A 20,773-nucleotide genomic window follows, 5' to 3' on the forward strand; every position below is an offset into this window, starting at 1 on the left:
TTATGGTGCAAATCTGGCATCGGGTCAGGGGGCGGGGGCGGTGCTCTCCCTGGCGACCAGGCGGGCCGTCGCGTCCTGGAAGGAGCCGGGCGACCCTCCGTCGAGCAGGCTCACGAGGGTGCGCGCCGTGTGCACCCCGTACGCCTGCACATCCCTGGACAACGCGGTAAGCGTCGGAAAGACCATTTCGCACAGTTGCGAGTCGTCCCCGGCCACGATCGACAACTCCTGCGGCACCCCGACGCCGAGTTGCCTGGCCACGCTCACCCCGGCGGTGGCCATGACGTCGTTGTCGAAGGTGATCGCGGTCGGCGGCGTGGCGGCGGCGAGCAGGTCGCGGGTGACGCGCGCGCCGGCCGCCCAGGTGTAGTCGGTGTCCACGACGGCGACGGGCGCGAGCCCGTGCCGCGCCATGGCGGCGTGGAAGGCGGCGGTGCGGACCTGCGTGTGCTCCAGCGCGGGCAGCCCGGCGACCCGGGCGATGCGCCGGTGACCGAGCCCGACCAGGAAGTCCACGGCCTCGGTCACCGCCGCCGCGTCGTCGTTCCAGACGGCGGGCATCCCACCCGGCCGGGGGCGGCCGACGAGCACGGCGGGGATGCCCATCGACTCCAGCACAGGCAGCCGCGCGTCCTGGCTCCACAGGTCCATCACGATCAGCCCGTCCACCCGCCGCTCGGCCCACCAGTCGTTGATGGCCTCGATCGAGCGGAGGTGGTCGGGCACGACCTGCAACAGCAGCGCGGTACGCGTCAGTGCCAGCTCGCTCTCCATCCCCGCGATGAACTTCATGAAGAACGGCTCCACCCCCAGCGTGTCGGCGCTGCGGGCGATGATCAGCCCCACGGTGTTGGCCCGCGACTCCGACAGGCCCCGGGCGGCGGCGTTGGGCCGCCACCCCATCTCGGCCGCGATCGCGAGAATGCGCTGCCTGGTGGACTCGGACACGCCGGGACGGCCGTTCAACGCGAAGGAGACCGCCCCGATCGACACGCCCGCGCGCTTGGCGATATCGCTGATCGTCAGCCGTTTCACGCGCCTATCGTAGGCGGACATCGGGCAGGGTCACTTGGTCGCTCCGGCGGTGAATCCGTTGTACACGAACCGCTGCAGCGCCAGGAAAATGACCAGCGTCGGCAGTATCACCAGCACGGCTCCGGCGGAAATGACCTCCCAGTGCGCGCCGAACGGCCCTTTGAACCGGAACAACGAGGTGGATATCACGCCCAGCTCCTCCGACGGCATGTAGAGAAACGGGATATAGAACTCGTTATAGACGGTGATCCCCTTGATGATGACGACCGTCGCGATGGCGGGCTTGAGCAGCGGCAGGATGACCCGCCGATAAATGGTGAACGAGGTCGCGCCGTCCATCCTGGCGGCCTCGTCCAGCGACACCGGAATGTTCCTGATGAACTGCAGGAAAATGTAGATGGCGACGATGTCGGTGCCCATGAAGAGCAGGATCGGCCCCCACCGGGTGTCGAACAGCCCGAAGGTGTCGATCACCTCGAACGTGGCCACCTGCGTGGTCACCCCGGGCACCAGCGTGGCGATGAGGAACAGCGCCAGCACGACCTTCTTCAGCCGGAAGGCGAAACGGTCGATCGCGTACGCCGCCATGGACCCGATGAGAATGGTCCCGGCGATCGAGAACAGCAGGATGAACGCCGTGTTCCCGAACGCCGCCAGCATGTTCCCGTTCGCGAAGGCGATGCGGTAGTTCTCGAAGTTGAACCAGCTCGCGGGCAACGCCAGGATGTCGCCCGCGGCCATCTCCGCCGGCGTCTTGAACGACGTGCCGAACATCGTCAGCAGCGGCAGCAGCACGACCGCCGCGGCCACGACGAGCGAGAGATACTTCAGCGCCGTCAGGGAAATGCGCGCTGTCACGACCCCTCCTCCGGGACGACCCGCCGCTGCACCCAGGTAATCAGCAGGATGATGACCAGCAGCACCACGGCCGCGGCCGAGGCCAGCCCGGTCTTGTTGAACTGGAAGGCCAGCTTCACGGTCTGGATCACGAACGTCTTGGTCTCGCCCGACCCGCCGGTCATGATGTACGGGATCTCGAACACCGACAACGCCCCCGCCACACCCAGGATGACGCTCAGGCTGATGATCGGCCGGATGCTCGGGATGATGATGTGCCACATGATCTGCGGCCGGGTGGCCCCGTCCAGCATGGCGGCCTCGTGCAACTCCGACGGCACGGACTGGATGGCGCCGAGGAAGAGCACGAAGTTCAGCCCCATGAAGCGCCAGACCGAGACCCCGGACAACGAGACGTTGGCCAGGTCCGGATCGCCCAGCCAGAGGATCTCCGAGTCGATCCCGACGAGCCCGAGCACCTGGTCGAGCGTGCCGCCTGGCTGGAACAGGTACAGGAAGACGAACGCGACCGCGACGCCGTTGAGCAGGTACGGGAAGAAGATGACGCCCTTGAAGAAACTACGCAAGCGCGTGTTGAAGCTGAGCACCGCCGCGAAGTAGAGCGCCAGCGCGATCTGCACGAAGGAGGCGACGAGGTAGAACAGGCTGGTGGCGAAGACGGAGAAGAGCTCGGGCCGGGTGAACAACTGCAGATAGTTCTCCAGGCCGACGTAGGTGCGGTCGGGGCTGACGCCGTCCCAGTCGGTGAAGCTGTAGGAGATCATGCTCACCACGGGCACGTACGTGAACGTCACCAGCATGATCAGCGGCGCGGCCAGGTACAACCAGGGGGTCACCCGCCCCCACCGGCGCGGCGGCGTCGCCGCGTGCCGGGCCGGTGGGGTCGCAGGTCTGCGCGTACGTACGGAGGTGCCGGTCATCGGGCTATCCGCCGATGGCCATGGCATCGGCCCACTTCTTGGCCAGTTCGCCGAAGGTGCCGTTCAGGTCGCCCTTGGCGGCTCCGCGGCCGATGTCCACGAGCTTCTGGCGGTACTCGGGCTTGGTCAGCCCCACCTCGGCGGCGTTGTCGATCGTGGTGACCTTGCCGGACTCGGCCTGGGAGAGCTCGAAGAACTCCACCCCCGCCTCCTCGAACGGCTTGAGCGCCGTCGGCAGCGGCGCGCCGCGCACGCTGGAGATGCCCTGGATGTCGGCGGTGAAGGTGGACTTGTCCAGCACCCAGTCCACCCAGGCCCGCGCCGCCTGCTGCTGCCCCGAGTTCTTGTTGATCGCGTAGACGTAGTCGGGGGTGGTGGGGGCGCAGAACTTGCCGTTCACCTGCGTGGGGAAGGGCATGTATCCGATGTTGTCCGCGCTCTTGCCGGCCTTCTCGGCCGCGGCCCGCATCTGCACGATCGACCAGGAGCCGAGGTACATGCTGGAGATCTTGCCGTTGGCCAGCAGCCCCTTGCTGTCCTCCCAGTTCGTGGTGGTCGGATCGGGCTCGGACAACTTGCGGTTGACGATGTTGAACAACAACGTGTCGGAGACGTTGAGGTCGCTGCCCGCCGCCCAGGGGTTGTCGGACGTGGCGAGCTTGTCGTTGGCCTTGGGGTCGCAGGTGATCGAGCCCATGGCGCCCTGCCAGCCGCTCAGCGGCCAGCCGTCCTTGTAGTTCGTGTAGTACGGGATCGTTCCCGTCTTGTCCTTGACCGTCTGCAACGCGGTGAGGAATTCGTCAGGCGTCTTCGGCCAGTCGGTGATCCCGGCCTTGGTCCACAGGTCCTTGTTGTAGACGAAGCCGTTGACCACGGCGAAGGAGGTCAGGCCGTACACGTTGCCGTCCACGGTGCTCTTCTGGGTGAACTGGTATTTCTTGCTCAGTTCAGCGGCGGGGCCGAGCGAGGAGAAGAACTTCGGATAGTCGGTCGGGCTGATGGTGGTGGGGATGAGTAGGACGTCACCGTAGTTCTCGGTGTTCATCCGGATTTTGACTTCACCTTCGTAATCGGTGATCCCGTCGAACTTGACCTTGATCCCGGGGTAGGTCTTGTTGAACTCGGCGGCGTACTTCGCCAGCGTGCCGTCGGTCACCATGTCGGTCCTGTTGGTCAGCATGGTGATCTCGCCGGTCGCCTTGGCCGGGTCGGCGGGGGCGGAAGCGCTGGCAGAGGGCTCGCCGGTGCTCGTGCCGCCGCCGCAGGCGGCGATCAGGAACACCGAGACCAGCGTGACGCCGGCCAGTGCTTTGCGTTGCATGTCCATGGTCTCCGTCCTCAGGGGGTTTCGCGCGGTGCCCCATGGACGAGGCGGGGCGCGATGAGGAACTAAAGCGCTTCAGTTCAGGTTTGGACGAGATCGTCCGCCGCGAATGCCGACAATGTAAAGCCCTGTTGCTTAACCGTTACATAAAACCAACCGTTGACCCGGCTCATGGCATACACGTAGAGTCTGGCGGGCTTAATCGGTTTAGTAGGGAGACTCAACGTGTACCGTCCGCTGCACGACGGCTGGATCCTCCGACCAGTTGGCGGAGATCCCGGCGAGATCCCGGCGGCCGTGCCGGGCAGTGTCCACACCGACCTGCTCGCCGCCGGGCTGATCGAGGATCCCTACCGCGACGACAACGAGACGCGGCTGGGCTGGATCGGCCGTACGGACTGGGTCTACACGACCACGTTCGACTGGCACGACGACGGCCACGAGCGCGCCGACCTCGTCTGCGAGGGCCTGGACACGGTCGCGACCGTGCTGCTGAACGGGCAGGAGCTCGGCACCACCGCCAACATGCACCGCACCTACCGCTTCGCGGCCCGAGAGCTGCTGCGGGAGGGCGCGAACCAGCTCGAAGTGCGTTTCCGCGCGCCCTACGCCTACGCGGAGGAGCAGCAGGAGCGGCACGGCGAACGCCCCGGGCCCTACGACGAGCCGTATCCGTTCATCAGGAAGATGGCCTGCAACTTCGGCTGGGACTGGGGCCCCACGCTGGTCACCAGCGGCATCTGGCGGCCCATCGGGCTGGAGAGCTGGTCGGGCGCGCGCCTGGCCGAGGTGCGCCCGCTGGTGCGCGGCGACGGCGTGGAGGTGCGTGTACGCGTCGAGCGCACCGGGGACGCGCCGGTCACCGTCACCGCCGAGGTGGCGGGCGTCAGCGTCGAGGCCAAGCTGGCGCAGGGCGAGAGCGAGGCCGTGCTGAGCCTGGACGTGCCGCACGCCGAGCGCTGGTGGCCGCGCGGCCACGGCGCGCAGCCGCTCTACGGGCTGACCGTGCGCGCGGGCTCCGACGAGTGGCGGCGGGAGATCGGCTTCCGCACGGTCGAGCTGGAGACGGACGCCTTCCGCCTGATCGTCAACGGCAAGCCGGTGTTCGTACGCGGCTTCAACTGGATCCCCGACGACTGCTTCCCCACTCGCGTCACCTCCGAGCGCCTGGCCGAGCGCTTCCGGCAGGCGATCGGCACCGGCGCGAACGCGTTGCGCGTGTGGGGCGGCGGCGTCTACGAGTCCGAGGACTTCTACACCCTGGCCGACCGCGAGGGCCTGCTGGTCTGGCAGGACTTCCCGTTCGCCTGCTCGGCCTACCCCGAGGAGGAGCCGTTCCGCTCCGAGGTCGAGGCCGAGGCCAGGCAGAACGTGGCCCGCCTGGCCGCGCATCCCAGCCTGGTGTTGTGGTGCGGCAACAACGAGAACATCGAGGGCCACCAGCACTGGGACTGGCAGGAGCCGCTGGGGGACAGAAGCTGGGGCTCCGCGTTCTACTACGACGTGCTGCCCTCGGTGGTGGCCGAGCTCGACCCGACGCGGCCGTACTGGCCGGGCAGCCCCTACTCCGGCGACCCCGGCCGCGACGCCCGCGACCCCTCGACCGGGACCGTGCACATCTGGACCGTGTGGGGCGGCGACCTGGGCTACCAGCACTACGCCGACTACACGCCGCGCTTCGTGGCCGAGTTCGGCTACCAGGGGCCGCCGACGTACGCCACGCTGCGCGCCGGCTCCTCCGACGAGCCGCTCACCCCCGACTCCTCGCACCAGAAGGCCCCCGGCGGGCAGGACAAACTGCTCAAGGGCCTGCGCGGGCACCTGCCGCAGCCGGAGAACTTCGCCGACTGGCACTACTACACGCAGCTCAACCAGGCCCGCGCGATGACGTTCGGGGTGGAGCGGTTCCGTGCGCTCATGCCGTACTGCATGGGCACGATCGTCTGGCAGCTCAACGACTGCTGGCCGGTCACGTCCTGGGCCGCCGTGGACGGCGAGGGCCGCAGGAAGCCCCTGTGGTACGCGCTGCGCCGCTCCTACGCCGACCGGCTGATCACCCGGCTGGGCACGGAGGTCGTGCTGGTCAACGACACCGACGAGGAGTGGGCGGGCACGCTGGAGCTGGCCGCGCGCGACCTGTCGGGCGAGGTGCTGGCGGGGCGCGGGGAGCAGGTTACGGTGCCCGCCCGCGGCACGCTGCGCCTCGACCCGCCGCAGGACGAGCGGGCGCGGTTGCTCACGGCCGAGCTGGGCGGTGACCGGAAGGTGTTCGCGCTGGCCGAGGATCCGGAGATGGGCTACCCGAAGGCCAAGGCCGTCACGTTCGTGGAACGGGTGGCGGACGGGTACACGGTCGAAGTCAGCGCCGGGACCATCATGCGCGATCTGGCGATCTTCCCCGACCGGCTCGACCCGGACGCGACCGTGGACGACCAGCTCGTCACGCTGCTGCCGGGGGAGAGGGTGACCTTCCACATCAGGACGGACAAGGAGCTGGACGAGGGCGCGCTCGTGTCGTACCCGGTGCTGCGCTGCGTCAACGAGCACTGAGGAAAACCACAGGACGGAACGGGCGAGCGCACCATTCCGGCGGCCGGGGCCGCGAACCTAGCGTTCCTGGTCATGAGAGGAAAGTTGATCGACGTCCCCCGCCGTGTGCTGGCGGGGGTGTCGGCGCTGCTCGTGTTGAGCGCCGTTGTTCTGCTGACCGCCATGTCGAACAGCACGATGCAGCCGTTGCCCGCCGGGGCTCCGGCGGCGGAGTTCAGCGCCGAGCGGGCCCTGCGGCATCTGGAGCGGTTCGCCACGAAGCCCCGCCCGATCGGCAGCGCGGCCGGCGACCGGGCCAGGGAGTACCTGGCCGGGCAGTTGCGGGCGGCGGGGCTGGAGGTGGAGGTCCAGAGCGCCGTGGGGGCCAACTCCTCGACGGGGCTGGCGGCGTTCGGGCAGGTGGACAACATCGTGGCCACCCGGCGCGGCACTGATTCCACCGGCACGGTGGTGATCGCGGCTCACTACGACTCCGCCGCGATGGGCCCCGGCGTCTCGGACGACGCGGCGGCACTGGCGGCGATGCTGGAGACCGTACGGGCGCTGGGGGATGTGAAACTCCGCAATGATCTCGTCTTCCTGATGACGGACGGCGAGGAGGACGGCGTGCTCGGCGCCGAGGCGTTCGCCAGGGAGCATCCGCTCGGCAGCAAGGGCGGGGTGTTGCTGAACTGGGAGGCGCGCGGGGTCAGCGGGCCGTCGCTGATGTTCGAGACCTCCAAGGACAACGCCGGACTGGTCGAGACGTTCGCCGGGGCCGTGCCGTACCCGAGGGGCGACTCGGTGATGGTCGAGTTGTACCGGTTGATGCCGAACAACACCGACTTCACCCCGCTGACGGCGGCCGGGTTCACCGGCATGAACTTCGCCTACATCCAGGACTCCTCGCGCTACCACACCGCCGACGACTCACTCGCCTTCCTCAACCGGGGCAGCCTGCAGCACCACGGCACGAACATGCTGGCCCTGGCGCGCTCACTCGGCGCGGCCGACCTGCCGACGCTGGGCACCGGCCACGACCTCACCTACTTCCGGCTCTTCGGAGTCATGATCACCTACCCGAACGCGCTGGTCTGGCCGCTGGCCGGGCTCGCTCTGGTGGTGGTGGCCGGGCTGGCGCTGCTCGCGTGGCGGCGGCGGGTGGCGGGCCTGGCCAGGATGACGGTCGGCGCGGTGACGGCGGTCGTGCCGATCGTGCTGGCGGTGGTGCTGGCCCAGGGGTTGTGGGAGGTGCTGGTGGCGATGCGGCCCGACTACTACGGGATGGGCGGGCTGCTGCACCGGCCCGAGGCGTTCCGCGCGGCCGTGATCGTGATGACCGGGCTGGCGGTGCTGGGGTGGTACCTGGTGCTGCGGCGCAGGGTCGGGCCCGCCGCGCTGGCCATCGGGGCGCTGGCCTGGCCGGCGGTGCTCGGAGTGGTGTGCGCGCAGATCGCGCCCGGCGCCTCGTTCGTGCTCACGCTGCCCGCGTTGTTCGCCGCCCTCGGTGGGCTGGCCGCGCTCGCACTGCGCGGCGCGGTGTGGCGGGTGGTGGTGCTGACGGCGGGGCTGCTGGTGTCGGCGGCGTTGTTGCCCGCGCTGGCTCTGATGGTGTTCGACGGCATGGGGCTGGCGCTCGGCGGGGCGAGCGCGGTGGTGCTGGTGTTGTTCGCGCTGACCGTGTTGCCGGCCCTGGAGTTGTGGCTGCCCGAGCCGGAGCGCCCGCTCGGCCGTCCCGTGGCGTTCGGGGTGCCGCTGGCCGCGGCCACGCTGGCGGTGGTGCTGGTTCCCGCCGGGCTGGCGCTGGACGGCTTCGACGCGGGCAATCCCCGCCGTACGCACCTGGCCTACGTGATGGACGCCGACAGCGGGAACGCCGGCTGGGTCAGCGCCGACCTCAACCCCTCCGACTGGACCAAGCGGTACGTCTCCGGCTCCGACACCTCGTTCCTGCCGCCCGGCTACGTCCGTGGAGATCTGCGGACCGGCCGCGCCCCGGCGGTGCGTATCGACGGGCCCCAGGTGAGGGTGCTGCGGCAGAGCGGCGACACCTACCGGCTGCGGGTCAGCGCGGGCAAGGGCGCGCGCTCGCTCACGCTGCGGATCGAACGGCCGATCGTCGAGGCCACCGCCAAGGCCGACGGGATGCGGCCGGTGACCATACCCGTCACCGGGACGCGGGCGAACACCTGGCCGGGCGAGGTGCGCTTCCGTGGCATACCGGAAACGGGCGCGGAGATCACCGTGCGGGTGTCGGGTACGGGTGGGTTCCGGGTGACCGCGATCGGCGAGCGGGACGGGTTCGCGGCGGTGCCCGGGTTCACGCCCATGCCGCCCGGACTGGTGGCCGCGACGCGCGAGGATGGCGGCATCGTCGCCGTGACACGGACGTACCAGCTCTGAGCGGCGTCGTCGCGATCACCCGGACCTACCCGCTTTAGCGGATGATGGCGCGTTTGAGGATCTTGCCGGTGGGGCTCATCGGCAGCTCGTCCACGCACGACACCCGGCGGGGGTATTTGTAGGCGGCCACCCGCTCGCGTACGTAGTCGCGCAGGTCCTCGCAGCTCACCGGCGCGCGCAGGGCCACCACGGCCTCGATCTCCTCGCCCAGCTCGGGGTGCGGCACGCCGAACACGGCCGCCTGCCGCACCGCCGGGTGCTCGTACAACACCTCCTCCACCTCGCGCGGATAGACGGTGTAGCCGCCGCGGATGATCACGTCGCGGCGGCGGTCCACCAGGAAGAAGTAGCCGTCCTCGTCGGTACGCCCGAGGTCGCCGGTGTGGAACCAGCCGTCCCTGATGACCTCCGCCGTGGTCTCCGGGTCGTTCCAGTAGCCCTTCATGACGTTGGGGCCGCGCACCACGATCTCGCCGATCTCGCCGGTGGGCAGCTCGCGGCCGTCCTCGTCGACGATCTTCATCTCCACGCCCCTGATGGGCCAGCCGATCGAGCCCGGCCTGCGGTGCCCGCCGCCCCGGTTGGTCGCGGAGACGGGGGAGGTCTCGCTGAGGCCGTACCCCTCGATGATCTCGCAGCCGAACCTGGCGTCGTAGGCGCGCAACACGTCCAGCGGCAGCGCCGCCCCGCCGGACGCGCAGACCCGCAGCATCGACATGTCGGATGCGCCCGGATGGTCCAGCAGCGCGATGAACATGGTCGGCACGCCCTGGAAGACCGTCACCCCGTCGCGCCTGATGACCTCCAGCGCCCGCCCCGCCTCGAAGCGGCTCAGCAGCGTCAGGCGCGCGCCCGCGTGCACGGTCGCGTTCAGCGAGCAGGTCTGGCCGAAGGTGTGGTAGAGCGGCAGCGCGCCCAGCACCACGTCGTCCACGCCGAGCGCGTGCATGCGGGCCACGGTGGCGGCGTTGCCCGCCAGGTTCGCGTGGGTCAGCTCGATGCCCTTGGGCCGGCCGGTGGTGCCGGAGGTGTAGTGGACGACCGCGGTGTCGCCGTCGGCCGTGGCGGCGACCTCGTGCTCGGCCGCGACGCCGCGCAGCAGCCGGCGGAACTCGCCGGGGACCACGAAGAAGCAGTCCGCCTTCGTGCCCGCCGAACCAGCCTCGGCCGTCTCGGCGAAGGCGTGCCAGGCGATCAGCAGCCGCGCCCCGCAGTCGCCCAGGTACGCGGCGATCTCCCGCCGCTTCAGCAGCGGGTCCAGCGGCACCACCACGGCCCCGACCCGCAGCACCCCGTAGTAGACGACGCCGAACTCCGGCACGTTCGGCAACATGATCGCGACCAGGTCGCCGGGGCCGATCCCGCGGCAGCGCAGCAGGGCGGCCAGGCGTGCGCTCAGCTCCTCCAGCACGCCGTAGGTGAGCTCCGCCTCGTCCAGCGTGAGAACCGCTCTGCCGCCGAGCCGGGCGGCGGCGGTGTGGAGCCGGTCAGCGAGGTTCATGGGAAGACCGTACGTCCGATCTCCCACGGCGCTCATTGGTCGCGGCGGCCAGTCTTTCCCGTCCCGCATTGGTGGGCAGAGTGTCCTGGAGGGCGATCGCGACGAGCAACTCGACGAGGTCGTTGATCGAGCGCAGGCTCCGCCCGGTGCGCTCCTGGATCCTGCGCAGCCGGTACTGCGCGGTGTTGGGATGGATCTGCAACTGCTCGGCCGCGGCCCGCAGGTTCAGGTCGGCCGCGGCGAAGGCCCTGATCGTGGCGGTCAGCACGCCGCCGCGCGCCCGGTCCTCCGACAACAACGACGTGATGCGCGGGTCCACCAGGTTACGCGCGGTGTCGTCGGCCTTCAGCGCCAGGTAGTGGAACGGCGTGATCCTGGGCAGCGCCGCCAGCCCGCCCTCCTCGGGCACGAAGTCCAGCACCGCCGCGGCCTCCTGGTAGGCGCGCGGGATCTGGGCGGCGCCGGCCGAGACGGTGCTGACGCCCATGGCCAGCCTGATGCCCTCGGCGGCCAGGCTCGTGACCAGCGCCTGGAGCCGGTCGCACAACTCCTCCGGACCGGTGCCGGGGCCGAGCACGGGGATGGCCACGATCTCCGACTGGCGCACGACCGACAGCGTACGTGCGCCGTTCCCGGTGATCCTGGCGACGGCCGCGCACGCGGAGTGCCGCGCGTCGATCCCCGCCTCGGGCACGCCGGGCAGCCCGGCGAGCACCGCGATCACCACGAGCAGCGGCGTGCGCGCGTCCGGGGCCAGCCCGTACGCCTGCGCCGCCGCCAGCTCCCTGCCCCGCGTCGGCACGGCCCCGGCCAGCAGCGTCTCCAGCAGGTCCCGGCTCTCCCGGGCCGCCTCCGCCGCCGTGTACTGCTGGAACTCCATGTACGCGTTGGCCGCGTGCGTACTGGCGAAGTCGCAGTACCGCATCAGCGGAGCCGCCAGCGACAACGCCGCCTCGCACCCGGCGAACCGGTGCCCGGCCCGCTCGACCACGGCCTCCCAGAACACCTGCTGCCCGACCCTGAAGGCGTTGATGTAGTCGGCCAGCGCCACCCCCGCCCTGGCCCGGCGCATCGCCGCGCGCCGGGTGAAGGTGATGTCCTCCAGCGTCACGGTGCGATCTTCGAGCAGCACGCCCAGCTTGGCCCGGTAGTGCTTGACCACCTGGTCCCGCACGTCGGCGTGGAAGGCCGGGCCCTGCGCCTCGTAGGCCGGGATCTCCTCGCGCATCGTCGTGACGGCGACGTCGGCCAGCTCCTGAAGGTCGCGCAGCAACTCGGACAGGATTCGGGTGCGTTCCGCGCGTACGGCGGCTTCCACGGTGCTCGAACCAGTGGACATGCCGGGATGATCCATGGCTATCGCCGCACGGTCAACGGGTCGTAACCGGTCCGAGACCCAGCATGTGCGTCGCGGACAACTCGCCGCGGACATCTTGGGTCACCGTGCCCAATGCGGCCCCTGACGAGCGGCTCCTACGCTGAGCCCAACTTCAGAACATTGTTCTCCAGGAGGCCGGATGCTGGAGGTACACGATCTTACCGTTCGCTTCGGCGGCATCACCGCGCTGGACGGCGTGGGGTTCGAGGTGGCGGGCGGTGAGATGGTGGGGCTCATCGGGCCGAACGGCGCCGGCAAGACCACCCTGTTCAACTGCATGACCCGGCGCTACGACCCCGACGCGGGCACGATCTCGTACGAGGGCCGGGACCTGACCGCCGTGGCCCCGCACGCCATCGCCGGGCTCGGCATCGCCAGGACCTTCCAGAACCTGGGCCTGTTCCCGCGCCTGTCGGTACGGGACAACGTGCTGGTCGGCGCGCACCACCGGGGCCGGGCCGGCTTCTTCTCCGCCGCGCTGCGGCTGCCGTGGGTGGGCCGCGAGGAACGCACGCTGCGTGCCGACGCCGACGAGGTGCTGGCCCGGCTGGACCTGGCCGAGGTGGCCGCGCACCCCGCGACCGGGCTGCCGTTCGGCACGCTCAAACGGGTGGAGCTGGCCCGCGCGCTGATCGGCCGGCCCCGGTTGTTGCTGCTGGACGAGCCGGTGAACGGGCTGAACGCGGCGGAGGTGGAGGAGTTCGCGGGCACGCTGGAGTCGATCCGCCGCGAGTACGGCCTGACGGTCATCGTGGTCGAGCACCACATGGGCTTCGTCATGGGGATCTGCGAGCGCATCGTCTGCCTGGACTTCGGCCGCAAGATCGCCGAAGGCCCGCCCGAGGAGGTCCAGCGGGACCCGGCCGTGATCGAGGCGTACCTGGGGACGGCGGCATGACCGATCTCGTGGTGGAAGACCTGGTCGCGGGCTACGGCGACGCTCGCGTACTGCACGGCGTGCGGTTCACCGTCCGCCAGGGGGAGGTCTGCGCGATACTCGGCCCCAACGGCGCGGGCAAGACCACGCTGCTGCGGGCCCTGTCCGGCATGGTCAGGGCACGCGGCACGGTCACCCTCGGCGGCACGAACCTGACAGGGCGTTCGCCCGACGCGGTGGCCAGGCTCGGTGTCGCGCACGTGCCCGAGGGCCGCGGCACGTTCATGCCGCTGACGGTCGAGGAGAACCTGCGGCTCGGCGCGTACGTGCGGCGCGGCCCCTCCGTCGAGGAGGACCTCGAACGCATCCACACCTACTTCCCGGTGCTGAAGACCCGGCTCAAGCAGGCGGCGGGCAGCCTCAGCGGCGGCGAGCAGCAGATGCTCGCGCTCGGCCGGGCCCTCATGCTGCGCCCCCGGGTGCTGCTGCTCGACGAGCCGTCGCTCGGCCTGGCCCCGCTGGTCACCCGGGAGTTGTTCCGCATCGTCCAGGCCATCAACGAACAGGAGCGGACCACCGTGGTCGTCGTCGAGCAGAACGCCCATCTCGCCCTGGGCATCGCCCAGCAGGCGCACGTCCTGGAGACCGGGCGGATCGTGTTGTCGGGCACGGCCGAGGAGATCCGGGCCGACGAGCAGGTCGCGCAGTCCTACCTCGGGTACCGGGTGTAGCGCGATGGCCGGATTCCTGCAACAGGTCGTCGAGGGGCTCGGCGCGGGCGCCATCTATGCCAGCCTGGCGCTGGCCCTGGTGCTGATCTACCAGTTCACCGGGATCGTGAACTTCGCCCAGGGCGAGCTGGCCATGTTCTCCACCTACATCGCCTGGCAGTGCGTGGCCGCCGGGATGCCGTTCTGGCTGGCCCTGGTGGTGACGCTGGCCGTGTCGTTCGCCGGCGGGATGCTGATCGAACGAGTGATCATCCGCCCGGTCGAGGGAGCGCCCGAGCTGACCATCGTGATCGTCACCGTCGGCCTGTTCATCTTCGTCAACGCCGCGGCCGGCTGGATCTGGACGTTCCTCATCAAGGACTTCCCGAACCCGTTCCCCGGCGGCGCGCTGGAGGCGGCCGGGATCGACGTGAACTTCTCCACACTCGGCGTGCTGGGCGTGGTGGCACTGGTCATGGGCCTGCTGTACCTGCTCTTCCAGCACACCAGGATCGGGCTCGGCATGCGCGCGGTGGCCGCGAACCCGGCCTCGGCGCGGCTGGTCGGCATCCGGGTGGGGCGCACGCTCGCGCTCGGCTGGGGCCTGGCCGCGACCGTGGGCGCGGTGTCCGGGGTGCTGGTGGCGCCGCTGCTGTTCCTGGAGCCGAACATGATGGGCGGCGTCCTCATCTACGCCTTCGCCGCCGCCACGCTCGGCGGCTTCGACAGCCCGCTCGGGGCCGTCGTCGGCGGGCTGGTCGTGGGCGTCGCGGAGACGCTCGCCGGGGCCTACGTCGGCGTCATCGGGTCCGACCTCAAGGTGGGGGTGCCGCTGGTGATCATTCTCGGGGTGCTGCTGCTGCGGCCCCAGGGGCTGTTCGGACGAGCGGTGGTGGAGCGGGCATGAGCGCGAGCAAAACCGCGGTGAAGCCCCCGCGGACCGCGGCGCTCGGGAAGGGGCCCGACCGGCGCTGGACCTGGATCGGCCTGGCCGTGCTGCTGGCCGCCGCCGTGTACGCGCCCTTCCAACTCGTCCCCTTCCACGTCTTCCAGCTCACGATGGTGCTGGTGTACGCGGTGGCGCTGCTCGGGCTCAACCTGCTCGTCGGCCATGCCGGGCAGATCTCGCTCGGGCACGGCGCGTTCTTCGCCGTCGGCGCCTACGCCTCGGCCATTCTGCTGGACCGCTGGGACCTGCCGTACCTGGTGACGCTGCCCGCCGCGGCGGCCGTGGCGTTCGTGCTGGGCCTGGCCCTGGGCGTGCCGGCGATGCGGCTGCGCGGCCTGTACCTGGCCCTCGTCACGCTCGCCATCGCGATCTTCCTCGTGCCGCTGCTCAAGCGCTTCGAGGAGCTGACCGGCGGGTCCATGGGCCTGACCCTGACCAAGCCCGCCCCGCCCGCGTGGAGCGGCCTGGCCGAGGACCAGTGGTTGTACTTCCTCACCCTGGCCATCGCCGTGGCCGCGTTCCTGCTGGCCGCCTCGCTGCTGCGGTCACGGGTGGGCCGGGCGCTGCACGCCGTCAGGGACAACGAGACGGCCGCCGAGGTGATGGGCGTGCGGCTGTCGTTCTACAAGACGCTCGCGTTCGCCTGGAGCGCCATGTTCGCCGGTGCGGCCGGATGCCTCTACACGTGGGTGATCGGGTTCGTCTCGCCGGACTCGTTCACCGTGAACCTGTCGATCACCCTGCTGGCCGGCCTCGTCGTCGGCGGGCTCGGGTCGCTGGCGGGGCCTGTGCTCGGCGGGCTGTTCGTGATGTTCGTGCCGAGCATCTCGCAGGACATCAACGACGCGGCGCCCGGCGTCATCTTCGGCCTGCTGATCATCGCGGTGATGTACGTGGCACCGACGGGGCTGGCCGGACTGGCCGGGCGCCTGATCAAGAAGATTCCCCGGAAGGAGTAAGAGGGATGCGAGTTTCTGCGATCGGCTGCACGGCGCTGCTCCTTTGCGCCGTCGCCGCCTGTGGGGGCCGCTCGGACACGGGCGGCACCGGTGGAAGCACCGCGGGCACGGCCGCGGCGGGTCAGTGCGCGGGCCAGCAGACCACCGGCATCACGGACAAGAGCATCAAACTGGGCGGCATCTACCCGCTGTCCGGCCCCGCCTCCGCCTACGGGGACATCCCCAAGGGCATCAAGGCGTACTTCGACTACGTCAACGCCGAGAAGAACGGCATCGGCGGGCGCAAGGTGGAGTTCGTCGTGCGCGACGACGGCTACCAGCCGCCCAAGGCCGTCGAGGAGGCCCGCAGGCTGGTGGAGCAGGAGCAGGTGTTCGCCCTGTTCCAGACGCTCGGCACCCCCTCGACCGCGGCGACCTGGGACTACGCCAACCAGCGCAAGGTGCCTCAGGTCTTCGTGGCCACCGGCGCCTCCCTGTGGGGCACCGACACCGCGCACCCGTGGACGATCGGCTGGCAGCCCAACTACATCTCCGAGGCGCGCGTCTACGCCGCGTACCTGAAGAAGGAGAAGCCCGAGGCCAAGGTGGCCGTGCTCTACCAGAACGACGACTTCGGCAAGGACCTGCTCGGCGGGTTCAAGCGGGCCCTGGAGGGCACGCAGGTCAAGGTCGTGGCCGAGCAGAGCTACGAGGTGTCCGACCCCAGCGTGGACCCGCAGATGCGCAACCTCGCCGACTCCAAGGCCGACGTGCTGCTCAACATCACCACGCCCAAGTTCGGCTCACAGGCGCTGGCGGCCGACGCCAAGAACGCCAAGTGGAACCCGTTGCACATCGTCAACAACGTCGCCGCCTCGATCACGGTGCTCAAGCCGGTCGGCTTCCCGAACGTACAGGGCGTCGTGTCGGCCACCTACTACAAGGACCCGAACGATCCCCAGTGGGCCAACGACGCCGAGATGACGCTGTACAAGCAGAAGATGCAGCAGTACGCGCCCGGCGCCGACGTGAACGTGCCCTACCACACCTTCGGATGGGCGGTGGCCAGCAGCTTCCACAAGGCCATGGAGGCGGCGGGGTGCCCGACCCGCGAAGGGCTGCGGGACGCCGTGCGCAACCTCAAGGGGGTCAAGGTGGACATGCTGTTGCCCGGGGTGACGCTGGACACCGCGCAGGGTGACGGGTTCCCGATCGAGTCGATGCAGCTCATGACGTTCAAGGGTGAGCGGTGGGAGTTGTTCGGCGAGGTGATCGACACCCGCAAGGAGTTCGGCCCGCTGACCGGCTGAGGATGCCCGGCGAATGTCCGGTTGATGCCCTGGTATGGCCCCTTTCCCCGCTCAAGAATCGGACGAGTTTCCATCCGAGTTGGAGAGAGGGGCCCGATCCGCAATGCGTGCACTGAAGAACGCCGCCTTCACCGCGGGGCTGTTCGCGATGACCATGTTCACCCTTCCTGCCATCGCCAACGCCGCCACCACCGCACAGTCTCCGCAGGAATGCCTCGCCTACCTCAACAGCCACGGCTATCCCACGACCCAGGCCAGGATCGACGCCTGCAACTCGCTCGTCAACGCCTTCTGCATCGAGATCCTTGAGGACAGCCAGGTCGCGTCCGAGCACGCCAGGGCCGCCTGCGACCTCCGGCGGGACTAGCCGTCAGGGCTTGATCGTCCCGGCCCCGACCAGCTTCAAGGCTTTATGGTTCCGGCCCTGACCAGCCAGTCCACCGCTTCCGCGGTGGCCTCCAGCGGGGAGTACCGGGGCCGGTGCCCCAGCAGCCGCGCCGCCTTCTCCATGCTGCAGTGCGGGCTGTGCGCGATGTGGTCGTAGGTCAGCTTCGCGTCGAACTCCGGCACCGTCTCGCGCCACTGCTCCAAGGGCAGGAACGTCAGCCGCGCCTTCCTGCCGAACCATCCCGCCGCCGCCTCGGCGTACCCGCGCAGCGTCAGGGCGGTGGCGGCGACGGAGTGGAAGCTCTCCCCGACGGCCGCCGACCGCCCGGCCATGGCATCCATGAACAGCCGGGCGACGTCGTCGGCGTGCACGTGGTGCACGGTCTCCATGCCCAGGTTGGGCAGCGTCACCTCGGCCCCTTCCGCCAGCGCCTGGAACACGGCCGGATTGATGTTCCCCTGCGGATTGACCGGCGCCCATCCGGGCCCGACGATGTGCCCGGGGTGAATGATCGTGGCCGGGAAGCCGTCGCGCTGGGCCCGGTCGAGCAGGAACGCCTCGATGGCCGCCTTCCGCACGCCGTACTCGCCGAAGGGCTCCCGCCGGCTGTCCTCGGTCACCGGCACCTCGGCGCTGGGCCCGTGCACCCAGATCGTCCCGCAGTGCAGGAAGTGCCGCACCCGCCCCGCGAGCGCGTCGGCGAGCGCCCTGGCGCTGTCCTCCTTGAAGCAGATGAGGTCGATGACGACATCGCCTCCGAGCTCGGCGATCCGCCGCCCGAACGCGCCGTCCGCCTCCTCCGCCTCCCGATCGGCGGTGACGGTCTCGACCTGCTGCCAGGCCCCATGAGCCGTGTACGGCTCCCGCTGCCCCCGGCTCACATTGACGACCTCATGCCCCGCCCCGACCAGCCTCGGAATGAGGTACGTCCCGATGTGTCCACTCCCACCGATCACCACAACGCGCATGCGGCCAGCCTAAACCCGCCCTTTCATTGACGGGAGCGCCGGTGGGCCTTGACCCGTTCGCGGGTGGCGCAGCGGCGTGAGCAGTAGTGGCGTTCTGGGCCGCTGCCCTGGGCGATGAAGACGTTCTGGCAGGCGGTTGACGTGCAGACCCTGCCGGGTGGTCGCTGGCGGTCCCAGACGAGGACGGTCAGCGCCATGCAGGACGAGGTCAGGAACCATTCGCCCAAGGGGCCGTCGTCGTCGCGATCGAGATGCGGGTGCCAGGGGGTGGTGCCGCCGTGCGAGGTCAGGCGGAGCGGTCCCGTGTGCTCCCGCAGGAGGCGGTTGAGTGCCGTGGCGGCGGCGTCGGCGTCGCCGGCGGCGAAGACCTCCCGCAGCAGTACGGCGGCCTTGCGCATGTCGGCGACATCGCCGGCGGTCAGGTCGATGGGGTCCAGCTCACCGTATTGGCGAAGCACCTCGCCGATGGTGGCGGGGGTGGTGGCGCGGTCGTCGGCGAGGGCGTTGACGAGGGCGGCGGTGCGCCGCGCCATCGACAACACGGAATGCCGGGTGGACCAGTCGTCAGTCGGCATTCCTGCAATGTAACGCATATTGCTATTTTTTGCGTTACGTCAGTAACGTCCCGCAGGTGAGAAGTCGTTACTCCATCGGCCCCTATCTGGCCGGAGCAGTGGCAGCCCGCGCAGGGGATGAAATGTCGGGACCTGCCCTGATGCTGGCGGGATTCGCCATCGCCGGCTCGGCCGCCGAAGCCTCACTGCTGCTCGCGGGCCTCACGGCCGCCGCGGCGGTCGGCGGCCCTGTGCTCGGCGCGCTCCTGGACCGGGCGGCCCGGCCCGGCCGCCTGCTGGCCGGCGCACTCCTGCTGTACGCGGCCGGCCTGGGCACGATCCTGATGGGACTCGGCCATCTCCCGATCGCCGTCAGCGTCCTGATCGCGGTGTTCACCGGCCTGCTCGGGCCGGCCCTGTCAGGCGGCTGGACCGCCCAACTGCCCCGCGTGGTGCCGCCTGCCGGCCTGCCCAGGGCGAACACCCTCGACGCGATGACCTTCAGCCTGGCAAGCCTGACCGGACCGGCTCTCGCCGGCATCGTGGCCGAGTTGGCGGGGGCGCCGACGGCCGTGGTGCTCTCCGTGGTGCTCATCGGCGTGGCGGTCCCCAGCGCGTGGACGCTACCGGCACGTTCCGGTCCACCCCTGGACGGGCGGCCGGGCTCGGTGCTCGGCTCCCTCATCTCCGGAGCCCGGATCATGGTCGAGAACCGGCACCTGGCCCGAGCGACCCTCATCTCGGTCATCTGCTGCATGGCCGAGGGCATGCTGGTGGCTTGCCTCCCGCTGCTCGGCGTACAGGTGCTGGGCGACGCCGACCGCGGCGCACTGCTCCTGTCGTGCGCGGCCGCCGCCGCCCTGGCCGCCAACGCCGTACTCTCCCGGCTGCCCCGACCCATCACCCCGGACACGATCATCTGGGCCGCCGCCCTCATCCAGGCCGCCGCCCTGTCCCTGGCCACGATCGACCAACCAGCGCTGCTCATCGCCGCCATGCTGCTCGTCGGCATCGCTCAGGGCCCCCAGCTCACCGCCTTGTTCGCGGTCCGCCACCGCGAGGCCCCGGACTCCCTGCGCAGCCAGATCTTCACCACCGGCGCCAGCTTGAAGATCACCGCCTTCGCACTCGGGGCGGCGACCGCGGGCCCGCTGGCCACCTGGTCCCTCCCCACGGCCCTGGCCCTGTCCGCCACCCTGTCGGCTGTCGCAGCCCTCACCTTCCGGCTCATCCGTGCACGCCGCCGCGTTCACGCGTCCCGGTGATCCTCGGCGGTGGGGGTATCAGGCTCAGGCGGGTGGGGCGATCGGGGGTTGGCGCTTGTGTTCGGTGGCGTGGTAGCGGTGGACGATGGCCTCGTAGGTCGCCTCGTCGACCGGCTTGCCCTCCAGGAAGTCGTCCATGTCGTCGTAGGTGACGCCGAGGGCCTCCTCGTCCGGCTTGCCGGGAGCCAGTGTCTCCAGGTCGGCGGTCGGGGTCTTCTGGACCAGCGCGGAAGGTGCGCCCAGGGCCTGTGCGACGGCTCGTACCCGCCGCTTGGTGAGACCGGTCAGTGGCACCACGTCGGCCGCCCCGTCGCCGAACTTGGTGAAGAACCCGGACACCGCCTCGGCCGCGTGGTCGGTGCCCACCACCAGGCCCGCGTGCGCGTTCGCCACCGCGAACTGGGCGATCATCCGCTGCCGGGCCTTGATGTTGCCGTGCACGAAGTCCTGGTGGTGCGCGTCGCGGAACACCGTGCCACAGGCCAGCACCGCCTCCAGAGCCGCGTCGCTGGCGGGCTTCACATCGACGGTCAGCACCTGGTCGGCCCGGATGAACTCCAGTGCCCGCTGCGCGTCCTGCTCGTCGGCCTGCGTCCCGTACGGCAGCCGCATCGCGTAGAACGTCGCCTCCCGCCCGCCGGCACGTACGCGTTCGACCGCGAGCTGGCACAACCGTCCCGAGGTCATGGAGTCCACGCCGCCGCTGATGCCCAGCACCAGCGAGCGCAGGCCCGTGGAGGTCAGCTGGTCGGCCAGGAAGGCCACCCGGCGCTCGATCTCCCGCTCCGCGTCGAAGGACGCGCTCACCTGGAGATCCCGGGCGATCTCCTGCTGCAAGGACGTGGCCACCGTATCGGTCAAGATCG

Annotated in this window: 18 protein-coding genes; 9 read left to right on the forward strand and 9 right to left on the reverse strand. The window is 70.1% G+C overall.

Annotation, left to right across the window (positions count from 1 at the left end; all coding sequences use genetic code 11):
• Nucleotides 1-24 precede the first annotated feature (24 nt).
• From AB0I81_RS44585 to AB0I81_RS44600, 4 genes are read right to left on the reverse strand one after another with little or no spacing between them, the layout of a single operon-like run.
• Nucleotides 25-1,035 (reverse strand): LacI family DNA-binding transcriptional regulator, encoded by a 1,011-nt coding sequence (locus AB0I81_RS44585; protein ID WP_360671038.1) that lies wholly within the window; start codon nt 1,033-1,035, stop codon nt 25-27.
• Between the two features lie 30 nt (nt 1,036-1,065).
• The gene (locus AB0I81_RS44590; protein ID WP_360671041.1) at nt 1,066-1,893 is read right to left on the reverse strand and encodes a carbohydrate ABC transporter permease; all 828 of its coding nucleotides are present in this window, start codon (nt 1,891-1,893) and stop codon (nt 1,066-1,068) included.
• Nucleotides 1,890-2,813 carry a sugar ABC transporter permease gene (locus tag AB0I81_RS44595; RefSeq protein WP_360671044.1) on the reverse strand — a complete coding sequence of 308 codons (924 nt, stop codon included), beginning with the start codon at nt 2,811-2,813 and terminating at the stop codon, nt 1,890-1,892. The genes AB0I81_RS44590 and AB0I81_RS44595 overlap by 4 nt, the downstream gene beginning before the upstream one ends.
• A 4-nt stretch (nt 2,814-2,817) precedes the next feature.
• The gene (locus tag AB0I81_RS44600; RefSeq protein WP_360671047.1) at nt 2,818-4,134 is read right to left on the reverse strand and encodes an extracellular solute-binding protein; all 1,317 of its coding nucleotides are present in this window, start codon (nt 4,132-4,134) and stop codon (nt 2,818-2,820) included.
• 228 nt (nt 4,135-4,362) lie between these two features.
• On the opposite strand from AB0I81_RS44600, the gene AB0I81_RS44605 reads away from it, so the two are divergent.
• Entirely contained in the window at nt 4,363-6,687 is a 2,325-nt protein-coding gene (locus AB0I81_RS44605) for a glycoside hydrolase family 2 TIM barrel-domain containing protein (protein WP_360671049.1), read from the forward strand.
• Between the two features lie 72 nt (nt 6,688-6,759).
• A complete protein-coding gene (locus tag AB0I81_RS44610) occupies nt 6,760-9,069 on the forward strand; it encodes a M28 family peptidase (RefSeq protein ID WP_360671052.1) in 2,310 nt (769 codons plus the stop codon).
• 34 nt (nt 9,070-9,103) lie between these two features.
• Here the strand turns inward: AB0I81_RS44610 and AB0I81_RS44615 are convergent, their stop codons facing one another.
• Together AB0I81_RS44615 and AB0I81_RS44620 are read right to left on the reverse strand one after the other, a co-directional pair.
• Nucleotides 9,104-10,570 (reverse strand): long-chain fatty acid--CoA ligase, encoded by a 1,467-nt coding sequence (locus tag AB0I81_RS44615; protein ID WP_360671055.1) that lies wholly within the window; start codon nt 10,568-10,570, stop codon nt 9,104-9,106.
• Entirely contained in the window at nt 10,557-11,909 is a 1,353-nt protein-coding gene (locus AB0I81_RS44620) for a helix-turn-helix domain-containing protein (RefSeq protein WP_360671058.1), read from the reverse strand. Before AB0I81_RS44620 ends, AB0I81_RS44615 begins: the two co-directional genes overlap by 14 nt.
• Before the next feature lie 178 nt (nt 11,910-12,087).
• Between AB0I81_RS44620 and AB0I81_RS44625 the strand changes: the two genes are divergently transcribed.
• The 6 genes from AB0I81_RS44625 (at nt 12,088) to AB0I81_RS44650 (ending at nt 17,099) form a co-directional block, all read left to right on the forward strand.
• Nucleotides 12,088-12,846 carry an ABC transporter ATP-binding protein gene (locus AB0I81_RS44625; protein ID WP_360671060.1) on the forward strand — a complete coding sequence of 253 codons (759 nt, stop codon included), beginning with the start codon at nt 12,088-12,090 and terminating at the stop codon, nt 12,844-12,846.
• Nucleotides 12,843-13,556, forward strand: a complete 714-nt coding sequence (locus tag AB0I81_RS44630; protein ID WP_360671063.1) for an ABC transporter ATP-binding protein — start codon at nt 12,843-12,845, stop codon at nt 13,554-13,556. The genes AB0I81_RS44625 and AB0I81_RS44630 overlap by 4 nt, the downstream gene beginning before the upstream one ends.
• Before the next feature lie 4 nt (nt 13,557-13,560).
• Nucleotides 13,561-14,442: a branched-chain amino acid ABC transporter permease gene (locus AB0I81_RS44635; protein WP_360671065.1), complete on the forward strand. Its 882-nt coding sequence runs from the start codon at nt 13,561-13,563 to the stop codon at nt 14,440-14,442.
• On the forward strand, nt 14,439-15,443 hold the full coding sequence (locus AB0I81_RS44640) for a branched-chain amino acid ABC transporter permease (protein WP_360671068.1): 1,005 nt from the start codon (nt 14,439-14,441) through the stop codon (nt 15,441-15,443). The genes AB0I81_RS44635 and AB0I81_RS44640 overlap by 4 nt, the downstream gene beginning before the upstream one ends.
• Nucleotides 15,444-15,448: 5 nt before the next feature.
• Nucleotides 15,449-16,732 (forward strand): ABC transporter substrate-binding protein, encoded by a 1,284-nt coding sequence (locus AB0I81_RS44645; RefSeq protein ID WP_360671071.1) that lies wholly within the window; start codon nt 15,449-15,451, stop codon nt 16,730-16,732.
• Between the two features lie 103 nt (nt 16,733-16,835).
• A complete protein-coding gene (locus AB0I81_RS44650) occupies nt 16,836-17,099 on the forward strand; it encodes a hypothetical protein (RefSeq protein ID WP_360671073.1) in 264 nt (87 codons plus the stop codon).
• A gap of 35 nt (nt 17,100-17,134) precedes the next feature.
• Here the strand turns inward: AB0I81_RS44650 and AB0I81_RS44655 are convergent, their stop codons facing one another.
• Both AB0I81_RS44655 and AB0I81_RS44660 read right to left on the reverse strand, forming a co-directional pair.
• Nucleotides 17,135-18,088: an NAD(P)-dependent oxidoreductase gene (locus tag AB0I81_RS44655; RefSeq protein WP_360671076.1), complete on the reverse strand. Its 954-nt coding sequence runs from the start codon at nt 18,086-18,088 to the stop codon at nt 17,135-17,137.
• 23 nt (nt 18,089-18,111) lie between these two features.
• Nucleotides 18,112-18,663, reverse strand: coding sequence for a CGNR zinc finger domain-containing protein (locus tag AB0I81_RS44660; protein WP_360671078.1), 552 nt, complete (start codon nt 18,661-18,663; stop codon nt 18,112-18,114).
• 98 nt (nt 18,664-18,761) lie between these two features.
• Here AB0I81_RS44660 and AB0I81_RS44665 point away from each other — a divergent pair, with 98 nt between their 5' ends.
• Nucleotides 18,762-19,907: an MFS transporter gene (locus AB0I81_RS44665; RefSeq protein WP_360671480.1), complete on the forward strand. Its 1,146-nt coding sequence runs from the start codon at nt 18,762-18,764 to the stop codon at nt 19,905-19,907.
• A gap of 24 nt (nt 19,908-19,931) precedes the next feature.
• On the opposite strand, the gene nadE is transcribed toward AB0I81_RS44665, so the two are convergent.
• A complete protein-coding gene (nadE, locus tag AB0I81_RS44670; protein ID WP_360671081.1) occupies nt 19,932-20,768 on the reverse strand; it encodes an ammonia-dependent NAD(+) synthetase in 837 nt (278 codons plus the stop codon).
• Nucleotides 20,769-20,773: the final 5 nt, after the last annotated feature.

This window comes from Nonomuraea sp. NPDC050404, assembly GCF_040655495.1.
Lineage (GTDB): Bacteria > Actinomycetota > Actinomycetes > Streptosporangiales > Streptosporangiaceae > Nonomuraea.

Coding starts and splice junctions, on each gene's coding strand:
- AB0I81_RS44640 (WP_360671068.1), top strand. CDS start 14,439: ATGAGCGCGAGCAAAACCGCGGTGAAGCCCCCGCGGACCGCGGCGCTC.
- AB0I81_RS44600 (WP_360671047.1), bottom strand. CDS start 4,134: ATGCAACGCAAAGCACTGGCCGGCGTCACGCTGGTCTCGGTGTTCCTG.
- AB0I81_RS44625 (WP_360671060.1), top strand. CDS start 12,088: ATGCTGGAGGTACACGATCTTACCGTTCGCTTCGGCGGCATCACCGCG.
- AB0I81_RS44660 (WP_360671078.1), bottom strand. CDS start 18,663: ATGCCGACTGACGACTGGTCCACCCGGCATTCCGTGTTGTCGATGGCG.
- AB0I81_RS44655 (WP_360671076.1), bottom strand. CDS start 18,088: ATGCGCGTTGTGGTGATCGGTGGGAGTGGACACATCGGGACGTACCTC.
- AB0I81_RS44635 (WP_360671065.1), top strand. CDS start 13,561: ATGGCCGGATTCCTGCAACAGGTCGTCGAGGGGCTCGGCGCGGGCGCC.
- AB0I81_RS44645 (WP_360671071.1), top strand. CDS start 15,449: ATGCGAGTTTCTGCGATCGGCTGCACGGCGCTGCTCCTTTGCGCCGTC.
- AB0I81_RS44610 (WP_360671052.1), top strand. CDS start 6,760: ATGAGAGGAAAGTTGATCGACGTCCCCCGCCGTGTGCTGGCGGGGGTG.
- AB0I81_RS44630 (WP_360671063.1), top strand. CDS start 12,843: ATGACCGATCTCGTGGTGGAAGACCTGGTCGCGGGCTACGGCGACGCT.
- AB0I81_RS44595 (WP_360671044.1), bottom strand. CDS start 2,813: ATGACCGGCACCTCCGTACGTACGCGCAGACCTGCGACCCCACCGGCC.
- AB0I81_RS44615 (WP_360671055.1), bottom strand. CDS start 10,570: ATGAACCTCGCTGACCGGCTCCACACCGCCGCCGCCCGGCTCGGCGGC.
- AB0I81_RS44650 (WP_360671073.1), top strand. CDS start 16,836: ATGCGTGCACTGAAGAACGCCGCCTTCACCGCGGGGCTGTTCGCGATG.
- AB0I81_RS44620 (WP_360671058.1), bottom strand. CDS start 11,909: ATGTCCACTGGTTCGAGCACCGTGGAAGCCGCCGTACGCGCGGAACGC.